The sequence below is a fragment of the Pseudomonas sp. IT-93MI4 genome (assembly GCF_949767635.1).
GTDB classification, from domain to species: Bacteria; Pseudomonadota; Gammaproteobacteria; order Pseudomonadales; family Pseudomonadaceae; genus Aquipseudomonas; species Aquipseudomonas putida_A.
This window is the reverse complement of the sequence record NZ_CATKPP010000033.1, coordinates 73,145-86,024: the sequence shown is the minus strand read 5'-3', so window position 1 is coordinate 86,024 and position 12,880 is coordinate 73,145. Positions and strand designations below refer to the sequence as shown.

Sequence of the window (12,880 nt, the reverse complement as noted above, 5' to 3'; positions counted from 1 at the left end):
CATGGGCCGCTGGATCGCGCTGTCGTTACTGCTGATCATCGCGGGTGCCGTGCTCAGCGTCTGGCGCGGCTGGCTCGACGTGCCGGCCGAGTGGAACCCGTGGGCGCCGCTGGACGTGAAGGCCGCGCCGAACTGGCTGACCGGTTTCAAACAGATGCGCCTGCGCGGCAATCCCGAATTATGCGCACAAGTCCTGAGCAACTCGGGTCTGCGCGTCACCGCGCAAGCCGACAGCCCCGACGCCAAGTGCCCGCTGATCGGCACCGTGCGCGTGCAGGGCGGTGAGGTGGCGCTGAGCAGCAGCTTCCTCGCCAGTTGCCCGCTGGCGGTGGCTTACGCGATGTTTGAACGGCATACCCTGCAACCCGCCGCGCAATCTGTTTACGGGCAAAGGGTGGCGCGCCTTGATCACCTCGGCAGCTTCGCCTGTCGCAATGTCTACAACCGCGAGAGCGGAGCGCTCAGTCGGCATGCCAGTGCCGATGCGCTGGATATCAGCGGTTTTCGGCTGGCCGACGGGCGCAGCATCAGCGTGCTCAAGGACTGGCCGAAACAGAATCAGGACGCGCGGTTTCTGCGGCAGGTGCGCGATGGCGCCTGCGAGGCGTTCAGTGTGGTGTTGAGTCCGGATTACAACGCCGCCCACCGCAATCACTTTCATGTCGATGTCGGGCGCTGGAGCGTGTGTCGCTGAGGGATCAGGCGGCGAGGCGCAGGTTCTGCAAGACGATCGGGCGCGCCCAACCGTTATCGAAGTCCAAAGCCTTCTGCTGCTCGACGATTTCTTCCGGCGGGAACGGTGGATAAGGTTTTTGCAGCAGATCGAGGTCGAATTCGGCAATTGGCAGGTACAGCGGCTTCTTCTGCGGCGCCGGGCCAGGCTCGGGAAGCGGCTGACCATTGTTGATCACGATTGGACGGACCCAGCTGCTGTCGAAGTCCTGCTGCTCTTGCTGAGCTTTGAGTTCTTCTGGCGGGAACGGTGGGAACGGCTTGTCCAGCAGATCGGTTTCGAACTCGGCGATCGGCAGGAACAGCGGCTCCGGCGGGCGCACTTCGGTCTCGACCACATCGCACTGACGCTGCTCGACGATGTGCGCGTGCAGCTCGCTGCCCAGGGTCGGTTCTTCCGGGCTGTTCAGGTCAACCGGTGGAAAGGTGCCACAGGCCGGCACCACATCACTCGTCTGTTCGGCCATCGCCTGGGCAAAGAAATCCTGCCACAGGTGACTGACGCCGCCCAATGCTTGAGTGTTATGACGGCTGAAGTCGCCCTTGGGCGAAATGTAGCCAATCGATGTGGGAAGAATGCCTGACATTTTTTTCGGTTGACGCTCAGCTCTGGCAAAATGCGCGTTGATTGGTTTATCGGCCACTTTTTGCCGATCCTTAACTTTTTTGAGCGTGTTTTCATGATTGAGCAACCCGCGGCCTGCCGCATCCATGTCCAGGCCCTCGGCCCGACGTTTGAAGCGCAAGCCGAGCAGTGGGCCAAGCGTCTGGACCTGCCGCTGCAGGTGGACGACGGTGAGTTCGCCTTGCAGGTCGGCGAGCAGGGTTTGCAGCTGCAGCAGCTCGGCCCGGATGCACCAGGGCCGGTGCGGGTGGACTTTGTCGAGGGCGGCGCGGCGCATCGGCGTCTGTACGGTGGCGGCAGCGGGCAGATGATCGCCAAGGCGGTCGGCATTGCTCAAGGCGTGCGCCCACGGGTGCTGGATGCCACGGCGGGGCTGGGCAAGGACGCGTTCGTGCTGGCCAGTCTGGGTTGCGAGATGAGCCTGATCGAACGCCAGCCGTTGATTGGGGCGTTGCTGGAGGATGGTCTGGCGCGGGCGGCGGAAGATTTCGACGTGGCGCCGATTGTCGCGCGGATGAAGTTGCTCAAGGGCAACTCGATCGAGGTCATGCGCAACTGGGAGGGCGAGCCACCGCAGGTGATCTACCTCGACCCGATGTTCCCGCACCGCGAGAAAACCGCGCTGGTGAAGAAGGAAATGCGCCTGTTCCGGCCGCTGGTCGGGGATGATCCGGATGCGCCGGCATTGCTCGAAGCGGCGCTGGCCCTGGCGACACACCGGGTGGTGGTCAAGCGCCCGCGCAAGGCGCCGTGCATCGAGGGGCCGAAGCCGAGCCATGCGCTGGATGGCAAGTCGAGCCGGTATGACATCTACCCGAAGAAAGCACTCAAACCCTGAGACCGCGTCGCCGCCTTCGCGAGCAGGCTCGCTCCCACATTGGAATGCATTTCAAATGTGGGAGCGAGCCTGCTCGCGAAGGGGGTAGACCAATCACCAGGTCTCTAGGGTCTGTAAGCCCGCATGAACAACCCCACTACCTCCTGCACATGACTCTCTGAGGCCTCTTCGCTCAGCGGCTCGCCGCAGCAATACAGCAAACGAAAATTCCCCGCACCCTTGAGCAGGCAGAAGAAATGCTCGGCCGCATTACGCGGCAGGTCGATGCTCAGCGCGCCGGTCTCGTCGATGCGTTTCAGCAACCGCTCCATGCCTTGCACCATGCGCTCGGGGCCGGCCTCGAAGAAAATCTGTGACAGCTTCGGATCCTGCGTGCCCAGCGCCATCATCAAGCGATGCAGATTCACCGACTCGTCGCTGTTGATCAGTTGATGAAAGCCTCGAGCAATGTTCAGCAACACATTTTCCACGGGGATTCCGGCGGGCAATTCGAAGAACAGCGGCGGTAACTGCTCCTCGCATTTGGCCATCACCGCGGAGGAGAACAGCGTCTCCTTGTCGTTGAAGTGGCTGTAAACCGTCAGTTTCGACACGCCAGCCTCGGCGGCGACCGCGTCCATGCTGGTGTTGGCGTAGCCGTGACTCAGAAACAGGGTTTTCGCCGCGTCGAGGATCGCCCGGCGCTTGGCCGGATCCTTCGGACGGCCCGGGCCGTTTGGAGCTGCAAGATTGTTCGACATTCTTCGCTTTTAATACTGGACTGGTGAGTTTGCTATTAATACCATACCGGCCAGTATAAATATTCCAAGCACCATTAGCGAAAGGTCCGTCACCATGTTCCGCCATGCGTTGTCGTTTGCCGTGCCAGTCAGCCTGGCTGTTTTATTGTCCGCATGCGGTCAGGAAGAGGCGACGCAAGTCAGCATTCGACCGGCCATGGTGGTGCAGCCAGAGCCTTCAGCGCAGGCGATGGAAAGTTATCCGGGCGAGGTGCGCGCCCGTTACGAACCGGATCTGGCGTTCCGCATTGGCGGCAAAGTCAGCCGACGACTGGTCGAAGAAGGTCAGCGCGTGAAGGCCGATCAGCCACTGGCCGAGCTCGATCCGCAGGATGTGCGCCTGCAACTGGAAGCCACCCGCGCACAGGTCACCGCCGCCGAAGCCAATCTGAATCTGGTGCGCGCCGAGCGTGACCGCTACAAGACTTTGATGGAACGGCAGATGGTCAGTCGTTCGGCCTACGACAACGCGGAAAACCTCTACCGCTCCGGCGAAGCGCGCCTCAAGCAGATCAAAGCCGAATTCAACGTCTCGACCAACCAGGCCAGTTACGCCGTGTTGCGCGCGCCGCAGGACGGCGTGGTGGCCAAGCGTGCGGTGGAAGTCGGGCAGGTAGTCGCCGCCGGGCAAACCGTGTTCACCCTCGCCACCGATGGCGAGCGCGAAGTGTCGATCAGCCTGCCGGAACAGAGCTTCGGACGGTTCAAGGTCGGCCAGCCAGTGACCGTTGAACTGTGGACCCAGCAGAACCAGCGCTTCGCCGGGCAGATTCGTGAACTGTCTCCGGCAGCCGACCCGAAATCCCGCACCTTCGCTGCGCGCATCTCGTTCACCAGCGGCAAAGTCCCGGCTGAGCTCGGGCAGAGCGCCCGGGTGTTCGTGCAATCGGCGGATGCTGTGCCGCTGTCGGTGCCGCTTTCGGCCCTGACTGCCGAGAACGGCGCGACCTACGTCTGGGTCGTCAACGCCAACAACACCTTGAAAAAGACCCCGGTGCGCATCGGCCCGTTCGGCGAGAAAAGCGTGCCGGTGCTCGAAGGCCTGAATGCCAGCGACTGGGTAGTCGCCGCCGGGGTTCACGTATTGCTCGAAGGTCAGCAGGTGCGGCCTGTGGATCGCTCCAACCGAGTGGTCAATCTGGCGGACAAGGAGTAAGTCCCGATGCGCTTCAACCTCTCTGAATGGGCGCTGCGTAATCGCCAGATCGTACTGTTCCTGATGCTTTTGCTGGCCATCGTCGGCGCCTTGTCCTACACCAAGCTCGGCCAGAGCGAAGACCCGCCGTTCACCTTCAAGGCCATGGTCATTCAGACCCGCTGGCCGGGGGCGACCGCGCAGGAAGTCTCGCGTCAGGTCACTGAACGCATCGAAAAGAAATTGATGGAAACCGGCGAGTACGAACGCATCGTGTCGTTCTCCCGCCCGGGTGAGTCGCAGGTCACGTTTATTGCCCGCGATTCGATGCATTCCAAGGAAATTCCCGACCTCTGGTACCAGGTGCGCAAGAAGGTCAGTGACATTCGTCAGACCTTGCCGCCGGATATTCAGGGACCGTTCTTCAACGATGAATTCGGCACCACGTTCGGCAACATCTATGCGCTGACCGGCGACGGTTTCGATTACGCGGTGCTCAAGGATTACGCCGATCGCATCCAGATTCAGCTGCAACGAGTCAAAGATGTCGGCAAGGTCGATCTGCTCGGTTTGCAGGACGAGAAGATTTGGGTCGAGTTGTCCAACGTCAAACTCGCCACCCTTGGCTTGCCACTGGCGGCCGTGCAGCAAGCGCTGCAAGAGCAGAACGCGGTGTCCACCGCCGGGTTCTTTGAAACCGGCAGCGAGCGCGTGCAACTGCGGGTCTCGGGGAATTTTCAGACGGTCGAGGAGATCAAGAACTTCCCGATCCGTGTCGGTGACCGGACGTTCCGCATCTCCGATGTCGCCGATGTGCATCGCGGTTTCAACGATCCACCGGCGCCGCGCATGCGCTTCATGGGCGAAGACGCCATTGGCCTCGCAGTAGCGATGAAGGACGGCGGCGACATTCTGGTGCTGGGCAAAGCGCTGGAAGGCGAGTTCTCGCGCCTGCAGAAAAACCTTCCGGCCGGCATGCAATTGCGCAAGGTGTCCGACCAACCGGCGGCAGTGAAAACCGGGGTCGGCGAGTTCGTCCAGGTGCTGGTCGAGGCACTCGCGATCGTGTTGCTGGTGAGCTTCTTCTCCCTCGGCGTGCGCACCGGCATGGTGGTTGCGCTGACCATTCCGCTGGTGCTGGCGATGACCTTCGCCTGCATGTATTACCTCGGCATCGGTCTGCACAAGATCTCGCTCGGCGCGCTGGTGCTGGCGCTGGGCTTGCTGGTGGACGACGCGATCATCGCCGTGGAAATGATGGCGATCAAAATGGAACAGGGCTTCGACCGGATCAAGGCTGCGAGCTACGCCTGGACCAGCACCGCGTTCCCGATGCTCACCGGTACGCTGATCACCGCCGCGGGTTTTCTACCGATCGCCACCGCGCAGTCCGGCACCGGCGAATACACCCGTTCGATCTTTCAGGTAGTGACCATCGCCTTGCTCGCCTCATGGGTGGCAGCGGTGATGTTCGTACCGTATCTGGGGGAAAAACTCCTGCCGGATCTGGCAAAGATTCATGCGGCCAAACACGGCACGACTGACGGGCAAGCCGACCCGTATGGCACGCCGTTTTATCAACGGGTTCGACGTCTGGTGGAGTGGTGCGTGGCGCATCGAAAAACCGTGATTGTGCTGACAGTGGGGCTGTTTATTGCGTCGGTGATGCTGTTCCGTTTCGTCCCGCAGCAGTTCTTCCCGGCCTCCAACCGACTGGAATTGATGGTCGATCTGAAGCTGGCTGAAGGTGCGTCGCTGGCCAACACCACGGCGGAGGTCAAACGCCTGGAAGCGATGCTCAAGGATCACGCCGGCATCGATAACTACGTAGCGTATGTCGGCACCGGCTCGCCGCGTTTCTACCTGCCGCTGGATCAACAACTGCCGGCGGCGAGCTTCGCCCAGTTTGTGGTGTTGGCGAAAAACATCGAGGAGCGCGAGACCCTGCGCACTTGGTTGATCGAGACCCTTAACGAGCAATTCCCGACCCTGCGTTCGCGGGTCACGCGTCTGGAAAACGGCCCGCCTGTTGGCTATCCGGTGCAGTTCCGCGTCACCGGTGAACACATCGAGGAAGTCCGTGCGCTGGCGCGCAAAGTGGCGGCCAAGGTTCGCGAAAACCCGCATGTGGTCAACGTGCACCTGGATTGGGAAGAGCCGAGCAAAGTGGTTTACCTGAACATCGATCAGGATCGTGCGCGGGCGCTCGGTGTGAGCACGGCCAATCTGGCGAAATTCCTCCAGAGTTCGCTGACCGGCTCGAGTGTCAGCCAGTACCGCGAGGACAACGAGTTGATCGAGATTCTGCTGCGCGGCACGGTGCATGAGCGCACCGAGTTGACGTTGCTGCCGAGTCTGGCGGTGCCGACCGATAACGGTCGCAGTGTGGCGCTGTCGCAGATTGCCACGCTGGAGTACGGGTTTGAGGAAGGGATCATCTGGCACCGTAATCGTCTGCCGACCGTGACAGTGCGTGCCGACATTTACGGCAAGGAGCAGCCGGCGACGCTGGTGAAGCAGATCGAGCCGACGCTGGATCCGATCCGTGCCGAATTGCCTGACGGGTATCTGCTGGATGTTGGCGGTACGGTTGAAGATTCGGAGCGTGGACAGAAGTCAGTGAATGCCGGGGTGCCGATGTTCATTGTGGTGGTGCTGACGTTGCTGATGGTGCAATTGCGCAGTTTCTCGCGTACGGCGATGGTGTTTCTGACGGCACCGCTGGGGTTGATCGGGGTGGTGTTGTTTCTGATGGTGTTCCGCCAGCCGTTCGGGTTTGTGGCGATGCTGGGGACGATCGCGCTGTCGGGGATGATCATGCGCAACTCGGTGATTCTGGTGGATCAGATCGAGCAGGATATTGCCTCTGGTCTCAAGCCTTGGCAGGCGATTATCGAGGCGACGGTGCGGCGGTTTCGGCCGATTGTGTTGACGGCTTTGGCGGCGGTGCTGGCGATGATTCCTTTGTCGCGCAGTGTGTTTTTCGGGCCGATGGCGGTGGCGATCATGGGGGGGTTGATTGTGGCTACGGCTTTGACGCTTTTGTTTTTGCCTGCTTTGTATGCGGCCTGGTTCCGAGTGCGTCGCGACGCTTGATGGTTTTGGACTTGGCGGCCTTTGGGCCGACCAGGTTCTGGGGGTTTTGGGTTTATATCCGTTGCTTCGGGTGCTGCGGCTGGCGGTTTCGCCCTTACGGCGAGTCACTTTTGCAGACGCCCAAAAGTAACCAAAACGCTGGGCCCCGGCGTACGGCCCTCGCTTAGGCTCGGGTTCCTTCGTTGCGGGGTTCATCCGGGCGCATCGCCTCCGGTTTGCTTCGCTGCACCTCCTCTCGATGTGTTCGACTTCGTCGAACGGTCGCTGCGCTCCCACCCCCGGACAAACCCCTCCACTCAGCCTGCCGAAGGGGCCGGCAAGGCAAGATCAAGAGCTTCAGCCGAGCTTGCGCTCATCCTGTTGAGTGGTGAAAAGCATGTGGTCGGCTTTTGCTTTTCTGTAGGAGTGAGCCTGCTCGCGATGGCGGCCTGCCAGCCGACCAAACTCCAACTGACCGTCCCCAATCCCACTGTGGGAGCTGGCTTGCCAGCGATGGAGGCCTACGAGCCGAACAATCTCCAACTGCCTGCACCCAATCCCACTGTAGGAGTGAGCTTGCTCGCGATGGCGGCCTATGAGCCGACCAATCTCCAACTGCCTGCACCCAATCCCACTGTAGGAGTGAGCTTGCTCGCGATGGCGGCCTACGAGCCGGCCAATCTCCAACTGCCTGCACCCAATCCCACTGTAGGAGTGAGCTTGCTCGCGATGGCGGCCTATGAGCCGACCAATCTCCAACTGCCTGCACCCAATCCCACTGTAGGAGTGAGCTTGCTCGCGATGGCGGCCTATGAGCCGACTAATCTCCAACTGCCTGCACTCAATCCAACTGTGGGAGCGGGCTTGCTCGCGAAGAGGCCCGCCCAGCCACCCAATCTCTTTGGTCTGTTTAAAAATCGCTCGCTGAGCTGTCGGTTAACCGCGTCCTCGATCAGGTCGATCCGCAAGGCTGACACGCAACAAAAAGCCCGCTGACCTTCACCGGTTCAGCGGGCTTTTTCGTGCGGCAAAAATTACAAAGTGCCGAACACTTTCTTCGCAAGGCCCGTCGCTGCAGCAGCCGGATTCTTGCGGATGGTTTCTTCCTGTTTGCCGATCATTTCGAACAGGCCATTGAGCGCTTGTTCGGTGACGTAGTTTTCGACGTTGGCGCTCTTCGCATCCACCACGCCGAGGGTCGCGGCCTGGCCGGCGAAGGCGTTGTATTTCTGCGCTACGCCGACCTTGTCGGTGGCTTGTTTGACGATGGGCAGGAACTTGGCGCGGATCTGCTCGCGGCTGGTTTTGTCCAGGTATTGGGTGGCCGAGTCAGTGCCGCCGCTGAGGATGCCTTTGGCGTCGGCCACGGTCATTTTCTTCACGGCGTCGACGAGGATCGGCTGGGCCTGGGTCACGGCGCTTTCTGCGGCCTTGTTCATCGCGGTTTCGAGTTCGTCGACCTGGGCGCCCATGCCGAAGGCTTTCATCTTGCCGGCGACTTTGCCGAGTTTGCCCGGCAGTTCGATTTTCACTTCCGGGTTGTTGCTGAAGCCGCCCGGGGTGCCGAGTTGTTTGACGGCGATTTGCGCGCCTTGGGTCAGGGCGTCCTTGAGGCCGCCGGTGGCGTCTTGTTGCGAGAGGTCGCTGAGCGACAGCGCCAGGGCGCTGGCAGAAATCATCAGGCCCGCGCACAGGCCGGCGAAGCGAAGGGTAGGGCGGAGCATGGCAGCTTCCTTGAAAGACAATTAGCGAATGGCGTCGACGCGGATTCTCAGCGGCTGCGGATCGTTGCCGTCCAGTTGCACGGCGTGGTTTTCGGTGGTGATGAACATCAACTCGCCGTTGACTTCGATGCGCGCGCTGACCGAGTAGCGGTGGCCGGGTTTGACCTGGGCCGGATCGTAACTCAAGTGGAACGGCAGCGGCACCTGGCCTTTGACCGGGCCTTTCTGTTCGTCGAGAACCACCGCCGGGGCGTCGGCCAGCGACACGTCCTGCAGGCTCACGCTCAGGGTCGCGCTTGGTGGCAGGGCGATGCGTTGCAGGTAGAACACTTCGCCGTCGAGGCCGACCTTGCCGGCGGGGGTGGTCGACTGGCAGGCGCTCAACAGGGTGGCTGCGGCGAGAAGGGTGAGTTTTTTCATCGGGACCTCTGAGACGATTGCGCCGGAAGAATCCCGGCGCCGAAGGAAATCTAGCGGATTTTGGCGCCAGCGTCAGTGAACAAACGTAAGGGTTTTTCCAGCCACTGCATTAATTTCTGAAACGACAGCGCGCGGGTACTGGGCACCGCGGGAGCCAGTTCGACTTGTTCAGGCGAGATCAAAAGACGTTGATGGTAGCGGTTTTCAATACCCGTCAGTGCATAGCGTTTACCGGGTATAACGCTGTCAGGATCATATTTCAGATAAAACCCGGAGACTGACTGTTCGTCCTGTTTGACACTTACCAGCTCAACTTCGGGAGACTCTGCTTCATGCAGACTGATGGTGACCGCTTCTTCTGGCGCAACAATTTCGGCTTCTTGAGCCTCGACATATAGAAAACCGATCGGGCTCAGGTGCAGGGTTTGCCGATGGGGAGTGTTGTTGACAGTGACGAAGTAGTCCTGCTCGATCAGCAAGGGTATTTGGTCATGAAGGATCTGCACATTGACTTGGTACCTGACGCCTACATCGCCGTAGTGATGAGGGAAGTCAAATTTCCAGCCAGCGTCGAAGATCGCAGCACGGTGCCAGTCCTTGATGTTAACAGGCGATTGGGAATTGAAAACTTTGACGCTGACAATGGTTTCATTGACACCATCGGCAGGCGCGTGGAATTCGGGCGGTAGGCGGAAGTCCAGGATTACTGCGCAAGTTTCTTCGGTTAACAGGCTCATCTCGATATCCGTATCGTGATTGGTGGAGTGAGCCTATTAATCCATGAATCAACTAACGGGGCCATTGAAGTGCGCGCCCGTTAGTTGTCAGCAAGTTTCAGACTTGTGGTGTATCCGCTGTTTCGGCGGCATCTTCACTGCGATGCAAAGCCACCTGACGAATCGACAGACGAATCTCCGCCGGCAACACCCGTTTGGCAGCGCCTTCGGCCAGTTCGCCGAGCAGTTCGTGGTAGCTCAACTTGCCCGCTTCGTCGCGACGCAGCACGTCGAGGTCGAGCAGGGTCTGGATGAAGTGGCGGAACAGGCTCTTGTCGAAGAACTCCGGGGCGTTCAAACCGTGGAGGATCGACAGGCGCTGGGCCATGACCGTGCACAGATCCTCCAGCTCTTCGGCGCTGATGCTGTTCTGGCCGCTGTTGAGCAGCAGGGACACGGTCATGTAGAAACGCTGCAGGGTCTGGGCGATGCTTTTCGACAGCAGGGTCAGCAACACAAAGTGCCGCGAACTTGGCGCCGGACGCATGTACACGTCCTTCTCGAAACGCAGCAGGCCTTGCTCGACGAACGCTTCCAGCCATTGATCGACCACGCCGTCCAGTTCCTCCAGCGACCAGCGAATGAACAGCTCCGACTGCAAGTACGGATACAGCGCGCGGGTGTAGCGCAGGATCTGCTCGCGGCTCATGCGCGAGGTGCTCTGGAAGAAGCTCGCCAGCAGCGCCGGCAAGGCGAAGATGTGCAGCACGTTGTTGCGGTAGTAGGTCATCAGGACGGCGTTCTGCTCGTCCAGATAGAGAATCTTGCCCAGCGCATCGTTCTGCTCGGACAGCAGATCCATGTCCTTCACATGCTCGATCAGCGCGCGGCCATCGCCTTCCGGCAGGGTCGTGTGCGGCGAGTAAGGGACTTTGCGCAACAGCGCCAGATACAGATCCAGCACCCGTGCCATGGCCCGATCGTCCAGTGCCAGGCGGGTGGTCGAGAGCAGCGCCAGCGCCACCAGATTGACCGGGTTGATCGCCGCTGCTTCGTTCAAGTGCTGCGCGACTTTCTCGCCAAGGCGGTTGGTGGTCTCGTTGAGCCACGCCGGTTTGTACTGCGGGCCGAGTTCCTGCTGGCGCCAGTCTGGCTGTTCGCTGTCGAGGAATTCCGCGAGTTTGATCGGCTCGCCGAAGTTCACAGCGACCTGACCGAAGCGCTGCTTGAGCGCGCCGATGACTTTGAAGATGTCGAAGATCGACTCTTTCTTCTTGCTCGCGCCACGCAGTTCGCCGAGGTAGGTACGACCTTCCAGCACGCGCTCGTAACCGATGTACACCGGCACGAAAACGATCGGCATCCGCGACGAACGCAGGAAGCTGCGCATCGTGATCGCGAGCATCCCGGTTTTCGGTTGCAGCATGCGCCCGGTGCGCGAGCGGCCGCCCTCGACGAAGTACTCGACCGGGAAACCTTTGGTGAACAGGGTGTGCAGGTATTCGTTGAACACCGAGGTGTACAGCGGATTGCCCTTGAACGTGCGGCGCATGAAGAACGCGCCGCCACGACGCAGCAGGCTGCCGATCACCGGCATGTTCAGGTTGATCCCGGCGGCGATGTGCGGCGGGGTCAGGCCGTTGCGGAACAGCAAGTAAGACAGCAACAGATAGTCGATGTGGCTGCGGTGGCACGGCACGTAGATCACTTCGTGACCCTGGGCGACCTTCTGCACGCCTTCGATGTGGTTGACCTTGATCCCGTCGTAGATCTTGTTCCAGAACCAGCTCAGCACCACTTCGAGAAAACGGATCGCGGTGTAGGTGTAGTCCGAGGCGATCTCGTTGCCGTAGCGCAGGGCCTGGGCCTTGGCTTTTTCCGGGGAGATGTTTTCGCGCTCGGCTTCGTCGAGGATCGCTTGCTTGACCAGTGGCTGGTTGAGCAGGCCTTTGACCAGGTTACGGCGGTGGGAAATGTCCGGGCCGATCACCGCGGCTTTGAGGTTGCGGAAGTGCACGCGCAGGATCCGCTGGGCCATGCGTACGGTGCGTTCGTGGCCCTTGTTGTGCTCGATCAGTTCGCGCAGGTGAATCGGCGCGGAGAACTGCACGCGGGTCTTGCGCCCCAGAACGATGATGCTCAGCAGCCGGCGCAGGCGCCCGGTGACGGCCCAGCTGTCGGCAAACAGCAACTTCCACGGACTGTTTTCGCTGTCCGGCGACTGGCCCCAGAACACGCTCACCGGAATGATCTGCGCGTCTTCGGCAGCGTTCTGGGTCAGGGCGCTGACCAGACGGGTCAGGGTCGGCGGTGCGCCGCGCTTGTCCTGACGACCGAGCCAGTCCGGATCCGGCGTCAGATAGAAAAACGCCGCCGGTTCGATCAACGGCCCCACCGACACCGGCAGCACCGGACGCGGCAGACCGGCCTTGGTGCACTCGGTGTCGACCACCGCCAGATCGGTGAGCGAAGGGTTTTGCAGGACGTAGAACACCGGACGACTGCGGTCGAGGTTGAGGGTGAACGACGACTGGTTGATCGTCTCCGAGCGAACCCAGAGGTACAACAGTCGGCGCAAGGTGCCAAACACAAGACGGCGGAACGGGGAACGGGTCATACGGCTTCTGCGTGAGTGAATAAAACCGAGCGTTTGCTCGGGCGGTCGACAGTTTGCCGTATTAGTCGAAAATCGGCAAAAAAGCGGCGAAGTAATCTCCTGTTGAGACTTTTTGCGCCTGTCATATACTCGGCAATCTGTCGCCGGGGCCCTTTATGGACGTCGGGCGCAGGCTGACGTTCCGCAAAGGCTTTCCTGCGAAAAGCCTGTTCAATAATA

The 12,880-nt window shown here is 60.7% G+C and carries 11 protein-coding genes; 5 read left to right on the top strand and 6 right to left on the bottom strand.

Annotated features, from left to right (window positions below; translation table 11 throughout):
- Position 1 precedes the first annotated feature (1 nt).
- The gene (locus ACM6I7_RS14960) at positions 2 to 694 is read left to right on the top strand and encodes an extensin family protein (protein WP_414888807.1); all 693 of its coding nucleotides are present in this window, start codon (positions 2 to 4) and stop codon (positions 692 to 694) included.
- A gap of 4 nt (positions 695 to 698) precedes the next feature.
- Here the strand turns inward: ACM6I7_RS14960 and ACM6I7_RS14955 are convergent, their stop codons facing one another.
- Complete coding sequence (locus ACM6I7_RS14955; RefSeq protein ID WP_086792244.1) at positions 699 to 1,319, bottom strand: energy transducer TonB; 621 nt, start codon at positions 1,317 to 1,319, stop codon at positions 699 to 701.
- A gap of 93 nt (positions 1,320 to 1,412) precedes the next feature.
- Here ACM6I7_RS14955 and ACM6I7_RS14950 point away from each other — a divergent pair, with 93 nt between their 5' ends.
- Positions 1,413 to 2,195, top strand: a complete 783-nt coding sequence (locus ACM6I7_RS14950) for a class I SAM-dependent methyltransferase (protein WP_097086416.1) — start codon at positions 1,413 to 1,415, stop codon at positions 2,193 to 2,195.
- Positions 2,196 to 2,299: 104 nt separating this feature from the next.
- Here ACM6I7_RS14950 and ACM6I7_RS14945 read toward each other — a convergent pair whose 3' ends face one another.
- Positions 2,300 to 2,935: a TetR/AcrR family transcriptional regulator gene (locus ACM6I7_RS14945; protein ID WP_097086418.1), complete on the bottom strand. Its 636-nt coding sequence runs from the start codon at positions 2,933 to 2,935 to the stop codon at positions 2,300 to 2,302.
- Between the two features lie 94 nt (positions 2,936 to 3,029).
- Between ACM6I7_RS14945 and ACM6I7_RS14940 the strand changes: the two genes are divergently transcribed.
- From ACM6I7_RS14940 to ACM6I7_RS14930, 3 genes are all read left to right on the top strand, one after another.
- Complete coding sequence (locus ACM6I7_RS14940; RefSeq protein WP_414888806.1) at positions 3,030 to 4,130, top strand: efflux RND transporter periplasmic adaptor subunit; 1,101 nt, start codon at positions 3,030 to 3,032, stop codon at positions 4,128 to 4,130.
- 6 nt (positions 4,131 to 4,136) lie between these two features.
- Positions 4,137 to 7,205, top strand: a complete 3,069-nt coding sequence (locus ACM6I7_RS14935) for an efflux RND transporter permease subunit (RefSeq protein WP_096795818.1) — start codon at positions 4,137 to 4,139, stop codon at positions 7,203 to 7,205.
- 240 nt (positions 7,206 to 7,445) lie between these two features.
- Complete coding sequence (locus ACM6I7_RS14930) at positions 7,446 to 8,180, top strand: hypothetical protein (RefSeq protein WP_414888805.1); 735 nt, start codon at positions 7,446 to 7,448, stop codon at positions 8,178 to 8,180.
- A 38-nt stretch (positions 8,181 to 8,218) separates the two neighbouring features.
- Here ACM6I7_RS14930 and ACM6I7_RS14925 read toward each other — a convergent pair whose 3' ends face one another.
- From ACM6I7_RS14925 to plsB, 4 genes are all read right to left on the bottom strand, one after another.
- Positions 8,219 to 8,908, bottom strand: coding sequence for a DUF4197 domain-containing protein (locus tag ACM6I7_RS14925; protein ID WP_086792179.1), 690 nt, complete (start codon positions 8,906 to 8,908; stop codon positions 8,219 to 8,221).
- 21 nt (positions 8,909 to 8,929) lie between these two features.
- Positions 8,930 to 9,328 (bottom strand): YbaY family lipoprotein, encoded by a 399-nt coding sequence (locus ACM6I7_RS14920; RefSeq protein ID WP_414888804.1) that lies wholly within the window; start codon positions 9,326 to 9,328, stop codon positions 8,930 to 8,932.
- Between the two features lie 50 nt (positions 9,329 to 9,378).
- The gene (locus tag ACM6I7_RS14915; RefSeq protein WP_096795820.1) at positions 9,379 to 10,065 is read right to left on the bottom strand and encodes a hypothetical protein; all 687 of its coding nucleotides are present in this window, start codon (positions 10,063 to 10,065) and stop codon (positions 9,379 to 9,381) included.
- 97 nt (positions 10,066 to 10,162) lie between these two features.
- A complete protein-coding gene (plsB, locus tag ACM6I7_RS14910; protein ID WP_027611015.1) occupies positions 10,163 to 12,661 on the bottom strand; it encodes a glycerol-3-phosphate 1-O-acyltransferase PlsB in 2,499 nt (832 codons plus the stop codon).
- Positions 12,662 to 12,880: the final 219 nt, after the last annotated feature.

What these genes read in the sequence shown, in the direction of transcription:
- ACM6I7_RS14960 (WP_414888807.1), top strand. Translation starts at nt 2, where the DNA reads ATGGGCCGCTGGATCGCGCTGTCGTTACTGCTGATCATCGCGGGTGCC.
- plsB (WP_027611015.1), bottom strand. Translation starts at nt 12,661, where the DNA reads ATGACCCGTTCCCCGTTCCGCCGTCTTGTGTTTGGCACCTTGCGCCGA.
- ACM6I7_RS14915 (WP_096795820.1), bottom strand. Translation starts at nt 10,065, where the DNA reads ATGAGCCTGTTAACCGAAGAAACTTGCGCAGTAATCCTGGACTTCCGC.
- ACM6I7_RS14950 (WP_097086416.1), top strand. Translation starts at nt 1,413, where the DNA reads ATGATTGAGCAACCCGCGGCCTGCCGCATCCATGTCCAGGCCCTCGGC.
- ACM6I7_RS14935 (WP_096795818.1), top strand. Translation starts at nt 4,137, where the DNA reads ATGCGCTTCAACCTCTCTGAATGGGCGCTGCGTAATCGCCAGATCGTA.
- ACM6I7_RS14920 (WP_414888804.1), bottom strand. Translation starts at nt 9,328, where the DNA reads ATGAAAAAACTCACCCTTCTCGCCGCAGCCACCCTGTTGAGCGCCTGC.
- ACM6I7_RS14940 (WP_414888806.1), top strand. Translation starts at nt 3,030, where the DNA reads ATGTTCCGCCATGCGTTGTCGTTTGCCGTGCCAGTCAGCCTGGCTGTT.
- ACM6I7_RS14925 (WP_086792179.1), bottom strand. Translation starts at nt 8,908, where the DNA reads ATGCTCCGCCCTACCCTTCGCTTCGCCGGCCTGTGCGCGGGCCTGATG.
- ACM6I7_RS14955 (WP_086792244.1), bottom strand. Translation starts at nt 1,319, where the DNA reads ATGTCAGGCATTCTTCCCACATCGATTGGCTACATTTCGCCCAAGGGC.
- ACM6I7_RS14945 (WP_097086418.1), bottom strand. Translation starts at nt 2,935, where the DNA reads ATGTCGAACAATCTTGCAGCTCCAAACGGCCCGGGCCGTCCGAAGGAT.